Here is a 21666-nt window from a genome sequence, read left to right as displayed (position 1 = left end):
CGCCGAGACTTCCTGGAGCCTTGAACCGGTGCGGTCACGTCTGCTTGGGTAGTGAACCGAGAGCTGCTCGGCGGTTCGGGGTGGAATGGTCCGGGGCGGTGAAGTAACGGGGGATGACAGGGGAATTGCCACCAAAGACGTCCTGAGATTCTGCGCCGCCGCATCGTTTTTCGAACGGCAGGCCCCGGCCCGAGAACCCGGCGATTCGATCGTTCAGGCAAACCAGAGGACGGTGCATGCGGAATTTCCGGCTGCTCGTGGTCGGCAACGGAATCTCGGCTTACGGCAGTTACCTGAACATGGTGGCGTTGAACGTCTTCATCTACGACGTCACGGACAGCGCGCTGGCCGCCGGACTCTTCATGGCCGTCCGCCTCGGGACCAGCGTCGTGTCCGGCGTCGTCAGTGGCCGCTTGGTCTCCGCCCTCGACCGCAAGCGCCTGATGATCGGCGCCGACCTCTGCCAGGCCGTGGCGCTGCTGACGCTGCTGGTGGTCCCCGACCAGGCGCGGGTCGGCCTGCTCTACGTCCTCGCTCTGGTCACCGGCGGCTGCTCGACCCTCAGCCAGGTCGCCCTGCGCAGCAGCATCCCGGTCATCGTCGGTGTCGAGCAGCGGACCCGCGCCAACGGCCTGCTGGTCACGGGCCGTTCGCTTGCCATGATCGCGGGCTTCGCCACCTCGGGCGTGGTGGTGTCCCAGCTCGGCTACTCCGCGGCGTTCGCGTTGGATGCCGTGAGCTTCGTGGTCTCCGCGTCGGTCCTGTTCCTGTTGCCGCTGCGGACCAGGGCGAGCGCGCCGGCGGAAGCCGTGGACGGCGGTTCGGCGAAGGGCTCGGCGAAGTCCTCCTTCGACGGCGCGCGGTGGACGGCGAGGACACTGCTGCGCACCGCTCCGCTGCTGATGGCGATGATCGCCGTACGGGCGGTGGACGGGCTGGGCTCCTCGTCCCACAACGTCGCCCTGCCCGTCTACTCCGCCGGCCTCGACCCCGACCACCCGGCCACGTTCATCAGCCAGTTCTGGGCGACGTGGGCGATCGGCAACATCGTCGCCCAGCAGGTGATCGGCCGGATCACCAAGAGGGCCGGGCGGACGCCGGGAGAGCGGGCGTTCGCCCTGGGGGCCATCGTGATGTCGGCGGCGTTCATCGTGGTCTTCAGCGGACTGCCCACCGTGCCGGCCATCGCGGTCGCCCTTATCGCCGGGGCCGCCGACGGATTCACCGAGATCGTGTACGTATCGCGGCTGCAGACCGCCCCCGACGAACAGCGCGGCCGCCTCTTCGGGCTGTCCGCCTCGGCCGAGAACGCGGGCTTCGGCCTGGGAATGCTCGTCAGCGGGGCGCTGCTGGAGTCCTTCTCGCCCTTGCAAGTGGTCGCGTCGCTGCACGGCCTCGCCATCATCCTGTGCGCTGTCCTGCTCGCGTTGCTTCTCCGGCACGGCCGACGGGCCGGCACGCCGCCCGCCCGGCCCGGTGAGGAACAGGCCGACCGGGATCTGCCCACGGCGACGGAGGGGCGCGGCTGATGACCACGAGCGAACCCGACCCGCGGATGGCCGTCATCGGCATGGCCTTCCGCCTGCCGGGCGCCGACACCCCCGACGCGTTCTGGCGGATCATCCGCGACGGCGCCGACCGCATCACCCGCTTCACGCAAGATGAACTGGCCGCCGGAGGTGTCCCCGCCGAGCAGTATCGGGCGGCGGACTTCGTCGGTGCCTCCGGCCTGCTGGACGACATCGCCGGATTCGACGCCCAGCACTTCGGGATGAGCACCCGCGAGGCCCGCATCACCGACCCCCAGCAGCGCATGTTGCTGGAATGCGCCCAACACGCCCTGGAGAACGCCGGATACCCGGATGAGCGGGACGGCCTGCGCACCGGCGTCTTCGCCAGCGCGGGCTACCACCTGTACACCCTGCAGAACTACCTCCTCAACAATGTCCTGCCCAGCCAGGCCGTCACCGACTGGACGACCGGAATACAGATCACGGTCGGCAACTACAACGACTTCACGGCCACCCGCATCGCCTACCGGCTCGGCCTCACCGGCCCCGCCGTCAGCGTCCAGACCGGCTGCTCCAGCTCCCTGGTCGGCGTGCAACTCGCCACCCAGGCACTGCTCATGGGCGACTGCGACATCGCCCTTGCCGCAGCCACCGCCGTCCACGTCCCCCAAGTGCTCGGCTACCGCTACGTGAAGGGCTCGATCCTCTCCAAGTCCGGCCGTCTGCGGCCCTTCGACGCCGGCGCGGACGGCACCGTCGGTGGTACCGGCGTGGTGGCCGTCGTACTGAAACGGCTGGAGCGGGCCGTCGACGACGGCGACACCATCCACGGAGTCATCCGCTCCTGGGGCATCAGCAACGACGGCGCCGACAAGAAGGCCTTCGCCGCCCCCAGCCCGCACGGCCAGCGCGTCGCCATCCGCCGGGCTCTGCGACGTGCGGGCGTCGGCGCGGACACCATCGGCTACCTCGAGACCCACGGCACCGGCACGCTCAAGGGCGACCCGATCGAGTTCGAAGGAGCCACCGCCGCCTACCGCGAGGACACCGACCGCACCGGCTACTGCGCCCTGGGCGCGACCAAGTCCAACATCGGCCATCTCGACGCCGCCTCCGGACTGGCCGGACTCGTCAAGACCCTGCTGGTCCTCCAGCACGGCGTCATCCCGCCGATGGCGAACTTCAGCGAGCCCAACCCCCTCCTGGACCTGGACGACAGCCCGTTCCACATCCCCCGGACAGCCCGGCCCTGGCCCGCGAGCGACTTACCGCGCCGCGCCGGCCTCACCTCCCTCGGCATCGGCGGCACCAACGTCCACCTCGTCCTCGAACAGGCTCCGGAACCCGGACCCCGGACGGGGACCGCCTCACCGCCGGACGTGCTGCTGGTCTCCGCGACGAGCAAGGACGCCCTGACCGACAACGCCCGCGCCTTCCGCGACCGGCTGCGCCGACGCCCCGCGCCACACCTCGCGGACCTCGTCACCACCGCGGCCCTCGGCCGCTCCCACGGCCACCACCGGCTCGCCGCGCGGGGTAGCACCCCGACCGCTCTCGCCGACGCCCTCGACGCCTGGCTCGCGGGCAGCGAGCCGACGGAGGTGACCAGCGCACAGGCGCCTCGCGACGGCTCGGCGCGTGTCGTGTTCCAGTGCACCGGGCAGGGCAGCCCGTATCCCGGCATGGCCGATGCCCTCTACGAGCGCTTCGCCGCCGTACGCGACGTGCTCGACACCTGCGAGCGTCGCCACCACGACCTCACCGGCGACTCGCTGCTCGCCGGACTCCTCACGGACCGTGCGCTGGACGAGCCGTTGTGGCGGACGGACACCGCGCAGCCCGCCCTGTTCGCGTTGCAGTGCGCTCTCGTGCGGTTGTGGCAGGAGGCCGGTGTCACCCCGGAGGCGGTGATGGGGCACAGCGTCGGCGAGTACGCGGCCCTGTACGCGGCCGGAGCCCTCACCCTCGACGAGGGGCTGCGCCTGACCGCGGCACGCGGTCGGCTGATGCAGCAGCGTTGCGCCCCCGGTGCGATGGCCGCGGTGGCGCTCGACGGGGACACCGCCCTGGCCATGGTCGCGGAGGTGCCCGGCTGGAGCTGTGCGTGACGAACGGGGAGCGCGCGCAGGTGCTCGGTGGGCCCGTCACGGCCGTGGACCGACTGTGCGCCCTGCTGGACGAGCGCGGCACACCGTGCACCCGGCTGCCGGTGGAACGCGCCTTCCACACCGCTCTGATGGAGCCGATGCTCGACGAATTCCGTGCGGTGCTGGGCGAGGTGGCCTTCGAACCGGTGCGGATCCCGTTCGTCAGCGGGCTCGACGGCATCACCCGCCCACCCGGCTGGACGCCGGACGCCGACTACTTCGTCCGGCACACGCGTGAACCGGTCCGTTTCGACGAGGCGTTGCGCGGCATCGGCGAACACCGCGTCGACGCGCTGCTGGAGATCGGGCCGCACTCCACCCTCAGCTCCCTTGCGCGCCAGGGACTGCCGGATGTGCGGGCGTTGGCGTCACTGCGGCGCGGAAGCGGGCTGAGCGCCCTGTGGGGTGCCGCAGCCGAACTGCACTGCGCGGGGGCGGACATGGACTGGCGGGTGCTCCTGGAGGGCTGCGGCGGCCGGAGGATCCCGCTGCCCGGCTACCGCTTCCAGCACAGGGACTACTGGACGGGGCCGGAACTGACGGCCGTGGGAACCGGAACAGAGTTGAGAAGAGGAGCTGAAGTGGCACAGCGTGAGGCAGAGATCGGGCGAATACTCCACAGCGTCGTCGAGTCGACGGCCCGGCACCTCAACGACGATCCCTCGGCGATCACCGGCGAGACGCCCTTCTTCGACCTCGGCGCCGACTCGCTGCAGATGATCAGCGTGTTACGTGAGCTGGAGCAGGAGTACCAGGTCAAGGTGAGCATGCGGGAGCTGTTCGAGGAGTCGGGCACCCCGCGGCAGCTCGCGGAGTTCATCGCCGCCCGGCTGCCGGGAGCGGAGGCCGCGCCGCCGGAGCCGGTCCCGCAGCCCGTTGCCGTGCCGGATCCCGTTGCTCCGCAGCCCGCTGCCCTCACGCAGCCCGCCGTACCGGAGACCCCGACTGCCGCAGTGCCCGAGCCTGCCGCCGCCGCTCCTGAGTACGCCACCCGCGAGGAACTGGAGGATCTTGCCCGCAAGCTCCACCAGATGTCGCAGATACAGCTCCAGATGATGTCCCAGCTGTCCCAGTTGCTCGCGCTCCAGACCACCTCGGCGTCGCTCCACCTCAACGGCAAGGCGACGAAGTGACCACGCTGAACGGCATCTCCGCGGCCCTGGACCAGGACCTGGCCGCCATGACCGAACTCTCGCAGCGCATCGCCGAACAGATGAACGACGAGCCCCCGGCCGCACAACAGCCCGCCGGGGCGCAGCGCGTGCACGGCCCCCGGGTGACGGTCGAGCGCACCTCGGGCATGGTCAAGGACGGCTCCCCACGTGCGCAGCAGGACCACCTGGAGGACCTGGTACGCCGCTACACCGCCAAAACCCCGACGTCCAAGCGCACGGCCCAGCGCTACCGCCGCGTCCTGGCCGACAGTCGCGCGGTCGTCGGCTTCCGGGGCGCCACCAAGGAGATGCTCTACCCCATCGCGGGCCGCCGGGCGAGCGGGGCCCGCCTTGAGGACGTCGACGGCAACGAGTACGTCGACATCACCATGGGCTTCGGCGTGCTGCTCTTCGGCCACGAGCCCGCGTTCGTCACCGAGGCGGTGCGCGAGCACCTGTCCCGGGGCGTCCAGCTCGGCCCCCGCGCCACCGAGACCGGTGAGGCGGCCGAGCTGCTGGCCGAACTGACCGGCCTGGAGCGGGTGGCGTTCGCGAACTCCGGTACCGAGGCGAACGCCGCGGCGATCCGCCTCGCCCGCGCCGCCACCGGCCGCGACAAGATAGTCACCTTCCTGGGCGCGTATCACGGCCATGCCGACAGCGTCCTCGGCCGTCCGTCGGGAAGCGGGGCGGACCGGATCACGGTGCCGCTGTCCCGGGGCATCCCGCGCAGCGCCGTCGCCGATCTGCTCGTACTCGACTACGGCAGTGAGGCCGCCCTGGAGGCGATCGAGCGGGATGCCGCACAGATCGCCGCGGTCGTGGTGGAGCCCGTACAGAGCAGGCATCCCTCGCTGCAGCCAGTGGAGTTCGTGCGCAGACTGCGGGAGCTGACCCGGCGTCACGGGATCGTGCTGCTCTTCGACGAGATGCTGACGGGCTTTCGTCCCGCGCCGCGCGGAGCGCAGGAACTCTACGGCGTGACACCGGACCTGGCCACGTACGGCAAGCTGCTCGGCGGCGGGTTCCCCATCGGGGCGATCGCGGGCCGGGCCGACATCATGGACGGCGTCGACGGCGGCTGGTGGACGTACGGCGACAACAGCTACCCGCCCGCCGACACCACCTTCTTCGGCGGTACGTACATCCAGCACCCGGTGTCGATGGTCGCCGCGCGCGCTGTGCTGACGCACCTCAAGGAGCACAGCCCGCGCCTCCAGGAGCGGCTGAACGCGCGCACCGCCGAGCTGGCAGCGACGCTCAACGGCTTCTTCGAGGCCGAGGAATTCCCGCTGCGCATGAGCCACTTCGGCTCCCAGTTCCGCTTCGAGCACCGCGCCGACATGGAACTGCTCTACCACCACCTGATGCTGCGTGGCGTTCACGTGTGGGAGTGGCGCAACTTCTTCCTGTCCACGGCTCACTCGGACGGCGACATCGAGTTCGTCGCGGACGCCGTGCGGGACGCGCTGCGCGAACTGAGGTCGGCCGGCTTCTTCCCAGGCAGCAGGCCCCCGGTCCCGAGCCCACCGACACCGACGGCGGCGACAGCGCCACCCGCCCGAGTGACCTCCATAGCGGTGAACACGGCCGCGGTGGCCGGATCGCGCACGGCCTCCGTGGACCGGACCGGCGCGCGCACCCCCGACTTCAGCGTCTACTTCTTCGGCGACTACCCGCAGGACACCGACGCGCACCGGCACGGGAAATACGAACTCCTGATGGAGACGGCCCGCTTCGCCGACCAGCACGGCTTCCACGCGCTGTGGATGCCCGAGCGCCACTTCCACTCCTTCGGCGGCCTGTTTCCCAACCCGGCGGTCCTGGCCGCCGCGCTGTCCCGCGAGACGCGGCGCATCCGGCTCAACGCCGGCTCCGTCGTACTGCCGCTCCACGACCCGATCCGGGTCGCCGAGGAATGGTCGATGGTCGACAACCTCTCCGGCGGACGGGTCGGCATCGGCGTCGCAGGCGGCTGGAACGCCAACGACTTCGTCTTCTTCCCCGACCGCTTCGGCCGGCACAAGGAGGCGATGTACGAACAACTGGAGCAGGTACGGAGGTTGTGGCGGGGGGAGGGGCTGCGGCGCAGAACAGGTGACGGCGAGGGCGAGGTACGGCTGTACCCCCGGCCCGTGCAGGACGCGCCGCCCCTGTACACGGCGGTGGTCTCCAACCCGGCCTCGTACGAACTGGCCGCGCGTCACGACCTGGGCATCGTCACCAACCTGATGACCCAGAGCGTCGAGCAGCTCCGGGAGAACATCGCCCGATACCGCCGGGTGCGGGCCGAGTGCGGCCTGGACCCGGACGCGGGGCGGGTGGCCGTCCTGCTGCACACCTACCTCGCGGCGGACGGCGACAGGGCGCGCACCGAGGCCTACGGGCCGCTGTCGCGTTACATGCGCGCGTCGCTGTCGCTGTTCAGCGGCGTCACCAACAGCCTCGGACACAGCGTGGACCTGGCCGCGCTCAGTGACGACGACCTGGAGACGGTGTTCTCCCGTGCGTACGGCCGTTACTGCGACCAGCGGGCTCTGATCGGCTCGGTCGACAGTGTCTGCTCGGTGGTGGACGAGGTGAGCGCGGCGGGCGCCGACGAGATCGTGGCGCTGGTCGACTTCGGCGTCGCGCCCGACGAACTGCGCGCGAGCCTCCCGCACCTCGACGCCCTGCGCCGCCGCTACCGTGAGAAGGCCGACGCCCCGCCGCCTTCCGCACCGACCGCGCCTGCGCCCGTGCTGCCGTCGGTCGCCGGGCCCGCAGTTCCCGAACCCGCCTCCGGTGACGCACCGCTGTCGCCGGGTCAGCAGCGGATCTACTTCCTGGAGCGCCTGTTCCCGGGGCGCACCGCCTACAACGAGATCAAGGCGATCCGCCTCGACGGCCCCCTCGACGTGCCGGCTCTGCGCGCCGCCGTGCGCCGTCTCGTCGCCCGCCACGAGGGGCTGCGTACCGTCTTCGTCGAGACCGCAGAAGAGGTGCGGCAGGTCGTGCGGGCCTCGCCCGAACCGGACTTCGAGACCGTGGACGGCACCAGCGGTGGTGAAGGGGTGCTCCGGGAGGTCCTGGCGGCACAGAGCGCGCGTCGCTTCGATCTGGCGAACGGCCCGCTGTTCGTCACCCGGCTGATCAGGCTCGCCGACGAAGAACACGTTCTCGTCCTGGGCTTCCACCACATCGTGGTCGACGCGGCGTCCGCCACCGTCCTGGCCCGTGACCTGTCCGCCTTCTACCGTGCCGAACGCGACGGGACGACGCCCGGCCTGCCCGAGCCGACCTGGAGTTACGCGGACTACGCCCGGCAGCGGGCGGCGTCGGGGGACGGCCCGGGGGCTGCCGAGGACCTGGAGTACTGGCTGCGTACGCTCGACGGCGACCTGCCGGTCCTGGAGCTGCCCGCCGACCGCCCGCGCCCCGCGGTCATGACCTCCAACGGCCGCGCCGTTTTCTACTCGCTCGACGCGGAGCTGTCCGAGCGACTGCGGGAGCTGAGCCGCACCCACCGCTGCACGCTGTTCATGACGTTGCTGGCCGGATACGCGGCGATGCTGCACCGAATGACCGGTCAGGAGGACATCATCATCGGCACGCCGGTCTCGGACCGGCCACAGCGGGCCGAGAACCTGCTCGGGTTCTTCGTCAACACCCTGGCCCTGCGCTTCGACCTCTCCGAGGACCCCACGTTCGCCACGCTGCTGGAGCGGGTGCGCGGCGTCGCCTTCGATGCCTACGACCATGCCGGCGTCGCGTTCGAGACGGTGGTGCGTGAGCTGGCCCCGCCGAGGGCGGCCGACCGGACCCCGGTGTTCCAGGTGATGGCCGAGTTCCAGCGCGCCGAACCGTTCCGTTTCGACCTGCCGGACATCGAGGCCACCCCGCTGGACGCGGGCGCGGACAAGGCGTTGACGGATCTGACGGTGTACTTCACGGACGGACCGCAGGGCATCCGCTGCCATCTCGAATACAGCACCGACCTGTTCGACCCGGACACCGTCGAGCGGTTCTTCACCACCCTCCTGGACCTGCTCACGGACGCGGTCGCCGCACCGCGGACACCCCTGTCCCGGCTCGCCGCACCGACCGTCGCCGGCGGGGAGGCCGTACCGGAGCCATGGCAGCGAGGCCCGTCCCGGGTGCGCACGGCTGCCACGGTCCACGAACTGGTCGCCCGACAAGCCACCGCGCACCCCGCCCGCACGGCCGTCATCAGCGCACAGACCGTGCTGAGCTACGGCGACCTGAACGAACGCGCGGAGCGACTGGCCGCCGTCCTCCAGGACCGGCACACGGGCGACCTTGCGGGCGCCCCCGTCGCCGTCTGGCTGCCACGCTCCGCCGACCTCGTCGTGGCCATGCTGGCGGTCCTCAAGGCCGGATGCGCCTATGTGCCCCTCGATCCGTCCCTGGGTCGCACCCGCGCCCAGCAGATCATCGCCGAGTGCGGCGCACGGACCGTGGTGTCCTCGAAGGCCGAGGCCACTGCCCTGACGCTGCCGGTCACGGTGACCGTGGTGACCTCCGACACCGCTTCAGGGCACGACATACCGCACACCCCGCGCCCCGCCGCGGACTCCGGCCCCGACTCCATGTGCTGTGTCATCTACACCTCCGGCAGCACCGGCACACCCAAGGGCGTCGCACTGCCCCACCGGGCCGTTGTCGACCTGTGCGAGTGGCACCACCGGCGGTTCGGCTTCACGCCCGCCGACCGCAGCGCCATGGTGTGCAGCCAGAGCTTCGACGCCTCGATCCTGGAGATCTGGCCGGCGCTGACGGTCGGCGCGTCGGTCACCGTCGCCGAGGACACGGTGCGCAGGGACCCGCCGGCGCTGGCCCGCTGGTACGCCGAGCAGGACGTCACCTTCTCGATCCTGCCCACCGCCCTGGGCGAGGAGGTACTGCGGCTGCCGCCCGGTGACCAGCCGCCGCTACGGCACCTGCTGCTGGGCGGCGACGTCCTGCGCACCCGGCCTCGGCCCGAGGCGACGTACGAGACGGTGAACGTGTACGGGCCCACCGAGGTGACGGTGTTGTGCACGGTGGAGACCGTGACGGCCCGTCAGGCGGGTCCGGGCGGGGACGGGGAGGGGATCGCGATCGGCCGGCCGGTCGACAACGTGCACGCGCGCGTGAGGGACGGGGCGGGCAAGGCGGTGCCGGTCGGCACGGTGGGGGAGTTGTACGTCGGTGGACCTGGCGTGGCCCTGGGTTACCTGCATCGCCCCGAACTCACCAGGGAGCGTTTCCTGCCGGACCCGGACGGCGGCCCCGGCGCCCGTATGTACCGTACGGGCGACCTGGTGCGCTGGAGGGCGGACGGAAGGCTGGAGTTCTGCGGCCGGATCGACGATCAGGTGAAGATCCGCGGGTTCCGGGTCGAGCCGGAGGAGGCCGCCCGTGTGCTGGGCGGTCTGGACGGCGTGCGGGAAGCGGTGGTGCTGGCCCGCCGCAACGACCGGGGCGAGGCGTACTTGTGCGCCTACGTGGTTCCGGCCGGCCCGGCGGACGCCGACGGTGGGGGCGAGCAGGCGTTCGCCGACCTGATGGCTGAACGACTGGCGGCCCTGCTGCCGGAGTACCTGGTGCCGCGTGCCTGGCGGATCCTGGCCGTCCTGCCCCGGACGGGCAACGGCAAGCCGGACCGCGCGGCGCTGCCGTTGCCGGACCTCGTGACCGCGGCCCCACGCCCTCGACCACGTGCCATGGGCGTGGAGTCGGCGTCCGGTGGGGGCACGGATATCGGGCGGCGGGTACGGGAGTTGTGGGCGGCCGAGTTCGCTTTCGGCGCGGGCGCCGAGGCGATGGGGGACGGTGTCTCGTTCTTCGACCTGGGTGGTCACTCGATCACGGCGATGCGACTGCTCAACCGGGTCCGCGAGGAGTTCGCCACCGAGTACCCGATGGTGCGCTTCTATCAGGAACCGACGTTGGCCGCGATGACGGAGTATCTGTCCGAGGCCGCGGGAGGGGAGGAGAGCGGACGACCCGGTGACGGCGGCGGCCGGGGCACGGTCGAGCGCCGGGCGCCCGCCACCGAACAACAGGCCCGCTTCGCCACGGTCCACGCCCGCTACCCTCTCCCGCAAGTCCTCAACGTCGCCCTGCGGATCACTCTCACCGGATCCCTGGACGCGGCAGCACTGCGCACCGCCCTGACGCGGCTCGTCGAGCGGCACGAGGGCCTGCGGACCCGTCTGGCCAGGGACGGTGACGGCTGGCAGCAGGAGGTGTTGTGGCCCCAGCCAGTGGACCTGCCCGTCGAAGACCTCACGGCGCGCCCGCCGCTGGACCGGGAAACGGCCATGGAGCAGGCCAGCACCGAGGCGGCGGAGACGCCGCTCGATCCCACCGGCGGAATCCCGGTGGCCCTGCGCCTGCTGCGCACCAGCGAGAACACCTGGGTGCTGCTGCTCGCCATGCACCACTGCGTGTGCGACGGATGGGCCGTCACCCTGCTGCTGAAGGAACTGGCAGCGTTCTACGGCTCGGCCGTCACAGGCACCCCGCACACTCTGCAGCCCGCGCCGTATCAGCCCGCCGCCTACGCGCAATGGCAACGGGACCACGCCGACGCGGCCGCCGACACGCGAAAAATCGAGTTCTGGCTGCGCGAACTGGACGGCGTGCCCTTCACGGTCGACCTGCCGCTGGACCGGCCGCGGCCGAAGACGGCGAGCGGGCGGGGCGGCACGGTCGTCTTCACCGTGCCGGCGAAGGTCCGTACCGTCGTGGACCAGCTGGCCAGACAGCAGGGCACGACGCCCTTCGTGGTCACGGCCGCAGCCTGGGGCCGACTGCTGTCGCGTAGATCCGGGCAGCCGGACGTCGCGTTGAACATCTCCTACGCCAACCGCGGGCGCCGTGAGTTCGAGTCACTGGTGGCCTGTACGGCCACGGGGTTCGCGTTGCGGGTGCGTGACGCGGCGTCGGGTTCGATGGCCGCATTGACGGACCGCGTCGCCCGGAGCGCGGCGGAGTGCCTGGACCACGTCATGCCGGTGCGTCAGGTCGCTCCGGTGATACGCGAGCGCACGGGCATCGCGGTGCCGGATCAACTGGCTGTCGGGTTCGCCTACCAGAGCTCGCTGGAGACCGATGTTGATCTGCCCGGTCTGACCACGGCCGTGGAGGATCTCGCTCCCGCCGCGGCCCGCGCCGACCTCATCCTCGGCCTGGTTCCGGCCGGCGACGAACTGACCGGCTTCGTGGAGTACTCGGCCGACCTGTGGGATCGGGCGACGATCGAGGACTGGGCCCGCGACTACGTCGATCTGCTGAGCACGGAGTCCCTCTAGGAGGCGGCAACCTTTTCCCTCCCGGCGGCCACTGAACAGCGCGACATTGATTCGATCCTCTGAACGGATGGGCATGATGGCAACGAGGCAGGCCGCGCGTCTGCGCAGGCGCCGGCTCAGGCTGATGGTGGGCACCCCCTTGGCACTGGCAGCCGCAGGCGTTCTCGCCTGCCTGGTGGTGGCCTTTCTCCCTGACCGCGAGGTGGATGCGGGGCAGGTGGCGGCCAAGCCCGGCGAAAGCACCCGGGCGATCGTCCCGTCCAGATCGCAGTCCCCGACCACGGCGAGGACTCCCACAGCGACAAGTACCCCTGCCAAGGCGGCGACTTCGAGCGCGGCGGCTGCTGCGACGACCGCGGCGCCGAAGCCGTCGGCCACGCGCACCTCGCGGTCGACGTCCACCACGGCATCGCTGGCGGGACGGATCCGGCCCGGAACCACCTACAGCGGAGTCGCCACCACCTACGACATCGGCACCGGCGACGGAGCCTGTTCGTTCGGTCCCACCGACGACGTCATGATCGCCGCGATGAACACCGCCGACTACGAGTCGTCGAAGGCGTGCGGTGCGTATGTGCTCGTCCGCGCGGCCAACGGCGCCTCCGTCACGGTGCGGATCGTCAACGAATGCCCGGCACCCTGCACAGCCGGGCAACTCGACCTCAGCGCACAGGCCTTCACGAAACTCGCCGACCTCTCGGCCGGGAAGATACCGATCACCTGGAAGCTGCTGAGCCCCAGCACGTCCGACACCATCTCCATCCGGTACAAGACCGGGTCCAGCCGCTACTGGTGCGCCATCCAGGCGATCGGCCACCGCAACCCGGTGGCGCGGCTGGAGGTCCGCACCAGTAGCGGCTGGCAGCGGCTTGCCCGCGCCGAGTACAACTACTTCCTTTCCGAGAATGGCAGTGGGTGCGGCGGCGCGATCAGAATCACTGACATCTATGGAGAGCAACTGACGGTCAACGGGGCCGCGTTGCGCCCGGACGTCGTGCAGCCGACCGGGGTTCAGTTCGCGCGGCATTGACCCCGCTTCAGGCGGCCGGCTTGTCCAGGGGGCGTAGTTCGTCGGCGTACGAGACGGAGATGCGGCGCATCAGACCGTCGTCGTCGATGTCGTACTGGCCCAGGCGCCAGAGCGGCGGCGAGTACGCGTGGATCGAGACCGTGTCGTCGGTGGCGCCGGTGAGGCGGTGTATGTGTTCGGGGCCGAAGCAGAAGGAACCGTCGGCGCCGACCGTGACGGACAGATGGCTGCCGCCGATGCGCGGGTTTGACTCGTTGAGCGCGCCCTGCACGACATGGACCGCGCCGGCGGAGATGTCGTGGTCGTGCCAGCCGGTGTCGTTCTGCCGGGTCCAGCACAGCAGCCAGACGTCCACGTACTCGTCGCGGTACAGGGAGGCGTAGTGCCGCTCCTCGTCCGAGAAGGCGATCTGCTCGCGCCACAGAGCGGGGCGGGCGGCGAGATCCGCGACGAGTGCCTGGAGTTCGCGCTTGTCGAGGGTACGGTCCGGCAGGGACTCGTAGGGCATGAGTGGCTCCCTTCTGGGGGTGTGCGCCGGCACGGTTCAGCTGCGGCCGTGCAGCAGGCGGGCCGGGTTGGTGGTGCGCAGGGCGTGGACGGCGGCGTCCGCGCCGAGGTCGGGGATGGCGGGTGACGCGTACGGACGGTCGCTGCCGCTGACGATCACATCGATGCCGACGGCCCGGACGACGGCGTCCACGGCGCGCGTTCCGTAGGACGAGGTGTCGTAGAAGACGTCGAAGTCGACCTTGCCGCGCCCTCCGCCCCGGGAGGCCAGCCGTTCGCCGTGCAAGGGGGCGAGGCCGGCGAGCGCGGCGAAGCAGACACGCAGGCGCGGATGGCGCGCGCGGCCGAAGGCGCGGAACGCGAACCAGGACGCGTGCATCTGGTGGATGTAGGGGACCAGTGCGGGCCACCAGGGTGGAGTGTCCGGGGCGGACCGTGCGGGGCCGGGGTGGATGAACAGGGGTTTGTCGAGGCGGGTGAGGACGTCCAGCAGGGGTGCGCTTTCGTCCCAGCCCGCGGCGTCCAGGAGTGCGGTGGCCGGGAGTTGGAGGCCCACGCAGCCGCGGGACAGTTCCTTTTCGACGGACTCGGGGTCCGGCGCGGACAGACAGGGGGATGCCCAGACGCCGAAGGGGGCCGGGAGCATGAGGGCGCCGTCGTGGAACGCCGTGAGGAGCGGGGCGGCCTCGGTGGGCGGCAGGTACTCGATGCCCAGGGGGCTGGAGAGCGAGACCAGGGCCAGGCTCAGGCCGTCCGTGGCAGCGACGCGGGCGCGGGCGGAGAGGTCGTGATCGGCCGGCTCGACCTTGTAGGGCGGTTCGCCTGCCACGTGCAGGGTCCAGCCGTCCAGGTACGGCGGCGCGGTGCGGGCGCGCAGCAGTTCGATGAAGGCGGGCGGCCAGATGTGCTGGTGGACGTCTGTGAGCACGCTGATGAGTTCCTCGGGAAGCCCGCGAAGGGGCGACAGGAGAGGTATGGGGTAGAGGTTAATCGCTTCAGTGATGCGCTTAACTTAAGCGCTTAACGAGAAGTCGTGTCAAGGGTGCGCCCACCGTACGGACAGCGCCCGGTAGGCTTCCCGGCATGGCCAGGCCGAACAAGCGCACCACCCTCCGCGAGGTGGCCGAGGCCACGGGCCTCTCCACCGCAGCCGTCTCCTACGCCCTACGCGGCAAACAGGTCTCCAAGGAGACCGAGGAACGAGTGCGCAAGGCCGCGGCCGAACTCGGCTACGAGGCCGACCCCATCGCCCGCGCCCTGGCCAGCGGCCGCACCAGCACGGTCGGAGTCCTCGCCGGCGACCTGCAGGACCTCTGGCAGCAACAGCTGATGGCGGCCATCGGCCGGGAACTGCTGCTCAGCGACCACTACGCACTGATCCTGGACGCGGGCGGCGATCCCGACCGGGAGTTGGCGCTGGCCAAGCAACTGCGCGACCAGCGGGTCGACGCCCTGCTGGTGTCCGCCGTGAACCCCGCGGCGAAGGGCTGGGCCGCGATCGCCGACACACTGCCGGTCGTCGCGGTCGGCGACTCGCTCAGCCGCGCCCACACCGCCGGACAGGTCATCTTCGACAACCGGGCCGGCATCGACGCCGTACTGGAGTATCTGCACTCCCTTGGCCACCGCCGTGTGACCGTACTGACCCCGACCCGGCCGAGCACACCCGACCGGCCCGCCGACGTGTACGTCCGCGAGGCGGCCGACCGGCTTGGACTGTGGGTCGAACTGGTGCCGTGCCCCCAGGAGTTGGGCGAGGCGACAGCAGTGGCCCGGCGCGTCCTGGACGGCGGGTGGTCGGCGACCGCCGTGTTCTGCTTCTCCGACTCCCTGGCGTACGGGGTGTACGGGGCGGCGGCCGAGGCCTCGCTGGAGGTGGGCCGGGACGTGTCCGTGGTCGGATTCGACGACCACCCGGTGTCGCGGGTCCTCACGCCGCCGCTGACCACGGTGGACTGGGGGCTGGCCGAGATCGCCGTGGAGGCGGCCCGGCTGACCGTCGCGGCGATCGAGGGCAAGCGGGTGCGCAGGAAGCGGATCCTGTGCGCGCCGCGGTTGAGCGAGCGGGGCTCGGCCGTACGAGTGTGACCGGGCGGCCCGCGATGGTGAGCGGTGCCGCCCGGCCGATGAGGGATCACCCAGGCTGGTTCGCCGGATCGGTGGCCCATCCGGTGTTGGGCTGTTCTGCCAGCCGGAAGGCGAGGGTGCCGCCGGAGAGCGTCAGACCGGGGCCGGTCCAGGATGTTTCGTGCGGACGCCCGCCGAGCCGTACGGAGTCGACGTACCGGTGTGTGTCATCGGCCTCCGGCGCCTGGATGATGATGTCGGTGCCGTGCGGCCGGTCCAGCACGGCCTTGGTGAACACGGGAGCCCCCAGCAGCAGGTCGGCGCTGCCGGGTGTCCGCGGATACAGGCCCAGGCTGGAGAAGACGTACCAGGCGGACATGGTCCCGAGATCGTCGTTGCCGGGCAGGCCCGAGGGACCGGTGCCGTACACCGTGTCGAGGATCTGACGGACCGTCGCCTGCGTCTTCCAGGGCTGTCCCAGGGCGTTGTAGAGCCAAGGCGCGTGGATGCCGGGCTCGTTGGTGGGGTCGTAGCGCAGCGGGTCGCCGCCGCGCACCGACCAGGAGCCGTCCGCGGTGTGGAAGAAGGCGTCCAGCCTGGCGGCCGCCGTCTCGCGGCCCCCCATCGCCTCGGCCAGCCCCTGGACGTCCTGCGGCACCATCCACGTGTAGGTGGCGCTGGTGCCCTGCGCGAAGCCGGTGTCGCTGCCCGGAGCGAAGGGGGTGACCCAGGAGCCGTCGAGCCTGCGGGCCTGGATGTAGCCGCCGGCCGTGGTGGCGCCGGGGTTGAAGACGTTGCGCCACCACAACCCGCGTTCCCGGAAGACCTCGGCTTCCGTATCCCGCCCCAGCAGCGTCGCCCAGCGGGCCAGCGCGGAGTCGGCCACGGCGTCCTCCAGCGTCTCCGCGGCGCCGCCCCAGCAGTGGCACACGTCCTGCGCGGCGTAGTGCGAGTCCAAGTACTGGGCGAGGTTGGGTCGTTGGCCCTCGCACTGGCCCGGGCAGCCGGCGTCCGACAGCCCGTCGGGGTGGGGCACGGTGGCCTGCTGGACGAGGGAGTCGAAGGCGCCCTCGTAGTCGAAGTTGCGCACCCCCATGGCGTAGAAGGTGGCCAGCGTCGCCGCGGACGGGTCACCGGTCATGACGTGGGTGGCGCCGCTGATGTGCACCCAGCGGTCCCAGACTCCGCCGTTCTGCCGGGCGAAGTTGTACAGCGACTGCGCGAAGTCCCCGGCCACGGAGGGCTTGAGCAGGGCGAGCAACTGGATGTGCGCCCGGTACTGGTCCCAGCCGGAGAAATTGCTGTACTGGGCGCGTTGCCCCCGCGCCAGTCGGTGCACGGCCTGGTCCATTCCCCAGTACCGGCCGTCGCTGTCGCTGATCAGGTTCGGCTGCATGAAGGAGTGGTAGAGCGCCGTGTAGAAGGCCGTACGCCGCGCCGGCGTGCTGCCTTCCACGCGTACGGTGTCCAGCTCGCGGTCCCACGCACGGGCGCCCGCCTCGGCCACGCGGTCGACGTCGGCGTGCGGCGGGATCTCCGCCCGCAGGTTGTTCTCGGCGCCGCCGACGCTGACGTAGGAGATGCCGATCCGCATGCGGACATCGTTGTCGGACTGCGTGTCGAAGCCGACCCAGCCGCCGGAGCCGCGCCCCGCGCGCTCGGATCCCGTCGCGTATCCCTCACCGCCGGACGCGGAGGTGGCGCCGGGGGAGAGGGTGGCGTCCTTCCAGGTGCCGGTCGTGGAGAAGGCGCGGTCGAAGGAGGCGCTGAAGTACAGCTTGTAGTAGCTCTTGCGGTTGTTCACCCCGCCGTTGGCGCGGCGGCCGCAGAAGGCGCCGGTCAGCACCCAGCCGGTCACCTTGCGGTGGGCGGCGTCGATGTCGATGTGCGCGTCCTCGCTCCCGTTGAGGGAGTTGGAGACGCGGAACAGCAGGTTGGCGGGGCGGTCGCTGGGGAAGCTGAAGTCCGCGACGCCCGCGCGCTCGCTGACGGCGAGGTCCGCGGCGGCGCCGGAGGCCAGGCCGAGCGTGTAGCGGCCGGGCGTGGCCTTCTCGTCGGCGTGGGTGAAGTCCGAGGCATAGACGGCGTCCTTGGTGTCCGCGGAGGGCGAGGACGTGACGTCCCCGACGAACGGCATGATCGGTACGTCCCCTGCCGCGCCGGGGTTGCAGCCGGCGCCGTTGACGTGGGTGAGGCTCAGGCCCCGGATGCGGGTGGCGTTGTACTGGTAGCCGTTGGCCGCTCCCGTGCTGGTCTGATCGCCGGTGGTGCTCGTCGGCGACCAGGCCATCATCCCGAACGGGAGGGTGGCGCCGGGATAGGTGTTGCCACCGTTCGCGGATCCGATCAGCGGGTCCACGAGCGAGGACAGCCGTTGTACGTCCTGGTCGGCGGCCTGGGCCGGGACGGCGGCGGCGCTGACGAGGAGGGCCGTGCTGATCAGGGCGGCCGCGGTGCGTCTGCCGGTGCGTCTTGGTGTGCGCGATCCATGTCGTCGCATCAGGGGCGTCAACCTTTCGGGAGGGGACGTCGAGCGCGGATGGCGGAGCGGCGCAAGGCTAGGGACTCGCCCGGTGGGAGGGTCGTGACGACAGCGTCGTACGGATGAAAGTGACGTGAACGGTGGGGTGTTGGGGGCGGGCGGTCCGGAAGGGCTCGCGGGACGGGTTCCAGGACGCCGCCCGCGAAAGGGCGGCCGGATCTGGTGTTCTTCCCCCAGTCGTCATGCCTTGGTTGTTTTGCCCTGTGCATGACCTGTTGTGACGGTCCGTTCGACCGTACACTGTCAACTCCCGGTGATGCGGGCGGTGTTGAGCGGGGGGAGCTGACATGTCCGGGGATCAATACGGTGCTGCGCAGGGGTTTGTCGTCCCGCCGATGCCATCGGCCCCACCACCCGCGCCGCCCGACGGACCAAGAGCCGTCGCGGTGGGCGTGCTCAACCTCAGCGGGCTCGGACTCGGCTACGCGCTCGTAGGCCGCCGGGTCCTGATGGTGGTGTGCTGGGCCGCGACCGCCCTGCTGCTCCTGGTGGCGCTGCCGGCCGATGCGGATGGCGTCCCGGGCGTGGCCCTCGCTCTCTACGCGGTCTTCCTTGTCCTCGCAGCCGTCCACGGTGCGTTCATCGGTCTGCGCACCAGACTGGCGTGGCCGGCGCGCTCAAGCCTCGCACTCCCGCTGGGTCTGCTGCTCCTCGTCGTACCGGCCGGGGGAGCGGTGCTGTACGACGGGGCCCGCGACGAAGCTGTGGAGCAGATGCTGCTCGACCGGCTGGAACGGGCCGACCGACTCGTGCTGGGCGCCAAGGAGCAGGCTTTCAGCGTCGCCCAGCGCGACTACCGCAGGGCGCTGGGCGTGTACGACAACCTGAGCTCCGACCATGCCGGTTCGCGTGCGGCCGACCGTGTGCCCGACCGGCTGAAGACCTTCTACACGACGGTCGCGACGTCCTATGACCAGCAGGAGTACTGCGTCGCGATCGCGCCGCTGAAATACCTGCGTACGGTCCCGCGCACCATCGACAAGCGGCAACTCGGGGACCTGGCCACCTGGCCCGACGACCGGCTGGCCACCTCGCTGTACGAGTGTGCGTCGGACGCGCTGGCAGGCGGCACTGACACGGACTGGACGACGTACTTCGGCGATCTCCTGACCACGTTTCCCCGGTCGGCTCAGGCGGCGGAGGTGGAACCGGCCGTGAGGGCGGCCGTCGCCGAGGCCGCGAAGGACGTGCACGGCGCTGAACCCTGCGCGGCCGTCGAGCGGTTGGAGGGTCTCGCCTCCCGGATCACCAGCCTGCCGGGGGAGCGGGCAGGCGTGGCCGCGGCCCTCACCGAGGATGCCGGCCGGGCCACCGGGAGCGCTGCCTCGGGCACGTACAACTGCGGGATCGACCAGTACAAGGACGGCGACTTCGACGCTGCCCTGGCGACGATGAAGGACTTCATCGCCGACAACGACCATGACGGGAACCGGAGTATGGCCCGGAAGGTCGCGATCGCGGCGGAGGTCGCACAGACCGTCCCCGCCGCGGGCAAGCGCCTGCCCACGAACGCGTCCGGCGGCAGCATCACCGTCACCGTCAAGAACGACAGCCCCGAGGAGATCACGGTCCTGTACACCGGTCCGGTGACCGGAAGCTTCAAGCTCGCGGGCTGTGGCAGCTGCACGACGTACAGCTTCGGCATCACAGCGATCTCGGGGTTCGAGCCGTGCAGCAGCGGCACGAACTACCCGCAGAAGACGATCAGTCTGCCGCCGGGCACCACGTACTTCGTCCACAGGCCGGACAGCGGTAGCGCCAAGTACCCCGCGTCGGACACGGCCAAGCTCAGGTCCGGCTACATCTACACGGAGTGCGCGTACACGACCACGTCACTCTTCGGCGGCTGACGAGTCGGGGGTGATGCCCGCCGCGACGCTTCAGGGCCGGGCGGCGGGCATCTCCTTGAGGACCTGTTCGAGGAAGGACACCGCCTCGTCGCTCGTGGTCGCCACCAAGCTGAGGCGGTCCATGACGGCGAGGTAGTTGTCGACGTCCTCCGGCTTGTCCAAGTACAGGGCGCTGGAGAGCTGTTCGAGATAGATGACGTCGGGCAGGTCCGACACCGGGAAGCGCAGCACGGTGATGGGGCCGCCCGCGGCCGCGTGGCCGCCGACGTGGAACGGCAGTACCTGCAGGGTGATGTTCGGTCGGGCGGCCGCCTCGATGAGGTGCTGGATCTGGTCGCGCATCACCTCGACCCCGCCGAGCGGACGGCGCAGCGCCGCTTCGTCCACCACGACCCAAAGCCGTGGCGCGTCGGGCTTGTCCAGCAGCCCTTGCCGGGTCATGCGCAGTCCGACCCGGCGGCGTATCACCTCGTCGGACGCGGTGGGGTAGCCGAGCCGGATGACCGCTTCGGCGTAGGCGGGGGTCTGTAACAGGCCCGGTACGAACTGGACTTCATAGGTGCGGATGAGGCAGGCGGCTTCTTCGAGGCCCAGGTGCTGTTCGAACCAGCTGGGCAGGATGTCGCCGTACTGGCGCCACCAGCCGGGTGTGTTGGCCTGCCGGACCGAGTCGAGCAACTCCTGGCGTGTGTCGGGGTCGTGGACGCCGTAGAGGGTCAACAGGTCTGCGACGTCACGCTCCTTGAAGCCGACGCGTCCCAGCTCCATCCGGCAGAGCTTGGCGTCCGAGGCGCGGATCGACGAAGCGGCCGCGTCACGGGTGATGTTGAGGGACTCGCGCAGGCGGCGCAGACGGGTCCCGAGCAGGATGCGCTGGACGGTCGGTCCGCCGCGCTGGATGCTGAGAACCTCGGAACCGGAGGGGCCGTGTGCGGGTTGAGCTGCCGTCATGTTCATCCCCTCGGCCGCCGTGTCGGCGCAATCTGCACGTGCTCGGGACTCAACTCAGCAGACTAGCACCGGAGAACAGCTCGACCACCGACGGTTGAGGGGCCGGAAGGCGGCAGTTGCCGCCTTCCGGCCGTCCGCGGGATGTGCCCTACCTCAGCGGCCGGGGAGTAGGCCGTCGAAGTCGCCGTCCTTCACCCCGCGGACGAAGGCGGAGATCTCGGCGCCGGTGTAGACGAGCGCCGGACCATCGGGATGACGGGAGTTGCGCACGGCGATGCTGCCGTCCGGGAGGGCTGCCAGCTCGACGCAGTTGCCCTCGGGGTTGCTGTGGTGGCTCTTGCGCCAGACCGCGCCCGTCAGCAGGGTCGCCGGCATGCCGTTGCTCACGTGCTGCATCTGAAGCCTCTTTGAGATGAAGTCGCAGGCGGCTGGCCCGCCGGGGGCCGCGCCCAAGTGCCGTCCCGAGTCTCGGATCCGCCCACCGGAGATCGTCTGCAATTGCATCCTCAATTGCGTTCTCTGGTGGCGCATGAGGACGATAGCGGCAGCGCGTGTCCGTCGCAAGATCGTCTGCAATTGCAGCGGTAATTGCCGATGCGCTTGCATTCG

General features: G+C 70.7%; 12 protein-coding genes. 7 read left to right on the top strand and 5 right to left on the bottom strand.

The window, feature by feature from the left end; genetic code table 11:
- Positions 1 to 236: 236 nt before the first annotated feature.
- From AC5DRG_RS01720 to AC5DRG_RS01700, 5 genes are all read left to right on the top strand, one after another.
- Positions 237 to 1529: an MFS transporter gene (locus AC5DRG_RS01720; RefSeq protein ID WP_491807529.1), complete on the top strand. Its 1293-nt coding sequence runs from the start codon at positions 237 to 239 to the stop codon at positions 1527 to 1529.
- Complete coding sequence (locus AC5DRG_RS01715) at positions 1529 to 3619, top strand: type I polyketide synthase (protein ID WP_491807527.1); 2091 nt, start codon at positions 1529 to 1531, stop codon at positions 3617 to 3619. The genes AC5DRG_RS01720 and AC5DRG_RS01715 overlap by 1 nt, the downstream gene beginning before the upstream one ends.
- The gene (locus tag AC5DRG_RS01710; RefSeq protein ID WP_491807526.1) at positions 3616 to 4791 is read left to right on the top strand and encodes a phosphopantetheine-binding protein; all 1176 of its coding nucleotides are present in this window, start codon (positions 3616 to 3618) and stop codon (positions 4789 to 4791) included. The genes AC5DRG_RS01715 and AC5DRG_RS01710 overlap by 4 nt, the downstream gene beginning before the upstream one ends.
- Positions 4788 to 12110, top strand: coding sequence for a MupA/Atu3671 family FMN-dependent luciferase-like monooxygenase (locus AC5DRG_RS01705; RefSeq protein ID WP_491807525.1), 7323 nt, complete (start codon positions 4788 to 4790; stop codon positions 12108 to 12110). The genes AC5DRG_RS01710 and AC5DRG_RS01705 overlap by 4 nt, the downstream gene beginning before the upstream one ends.
- Positions 12111 to 12186: 76 nt before the next feature.
- Positions 12187 to 13140, top strand: a complete 954-nt coding sequence (locus AC5DRG_RS01700; protein ID WP_491807524.1) for an expansin EXLX1 family cellulose-binding protein — start codon at positions 12187 to 12189, stop codon at positions 13138 to 13140.
- A gap of 7 nt (positions 13141 to 13147) precedes the next feature.
- Here AC5DRG_RS01700 and AC5DRG_RS01695 read toward each other — a convergent pair whose 3' ends face one another.
- A complete protein-coding gene (locus tag AC5DRG_RS01695; RefSeq protein WP_491807523.1) occupies positions 13148 to 13648 on the bottom strand; it encodes a cysteine dioxygenase in 501 nt (166 codons plus the stop codon).
- A gap of 36 nt (positions 13649 to 13684) precedes the next feature.
- On the bottom strand, positions 13685 to 14575 hold the full coding sequence (locus AC5DRG_RS01690) for an amidohydrolase family protein (RefSeq protein ID WP_491807521.1): 891 nt from the start codon (positions 14573 to 14575) through the stop codon (positions 13685 to 13687).
- Positions 14576 to 14730: 155 nt separating this feature from the next.
- Here AC5DRG_RS01690 and AC5DRG_RS01685 point away from each other — a divergent pair, with 155 nt between their 5' ends.
- On the top strand, positions 14731 to 15735 hold the full coding sequence (locus tag AC5DRG_RS01685) for a LacI family DNA-binding transcriptional regulator (protein WP_491807520.1): 1005 nt from the start codon (positions 14731 to 14733) through the stop codon (positions 15733 to 15735).
- 46 nt (positions 15736 to 15781) lie between these two features.
- On the opposite strand, the gene AC5DRG_RS01680 is transcribed toward AC5DRG_RS01685, so the two are convergent.
- A complete protein-coding gene (locus AC5DRG_RS01680) occupies positions 15782 to 18214 on the bottom strand; it encodes a GH92 family glycosyl hydrolase (protein WP_491807519.1) in 2433 nt (810 codons plus the stop codon).
- Between the two features lie 377 nt (positions 18215 to 18591).
- Between AC5DRG_RS01680 and AC5DRG_RS01675 the strand changes: the two genes are divergently transcribed.
- Positions 18592 to 20106: a hypothetical protein gene (locus tag AC5DRG_RS01675; RefSeq protein ID WP_491807518.1), complete on the top strand. Its 1515-nt coding sequence runs from the start codon at positions 18592 to 18594 to the stop codon at positions 20104 to 20106.
- A gap of 30 nt (positions 20107 to 20136) precedes the next feature.
- On the opposite strand, the gene AC5DRG_RS01670 is transcribed toward AC5DRG_RS01675, so the two are convergent.
- Positions 20137 to 21057 (bottom strand): Sco1979 family transcriptional regulator, encoded by a 921-nt coding sequence (locus AC5DRG_RS01670; protein WP_491807516.1) that lies wholly within the window; start codon positions 21055 to 21057, stop codon positions 20137 to 20139.
- A gap of 153 nt (positions 21058 to 21210) precedes the next feature.
- Entirely contained in the window at positions 21211 to 21453 is a 243-nt protein-coding gene (locus AC5DRG_RS01665; RefSeq protein WP_491807515.1) for a DUF397 domain-containing protein, read from the bottom strand.
- Positions 21454 to 21666: the final 213 nt, after the last annotated feature.

Source organism: Streptomyces sp. JLBG701 (assembly GCF_058544905.1).
Note: the sequence above shows the minus strand (reverse complement) of the source record. Positions and strands in the feature narration are given on the sequence as shown.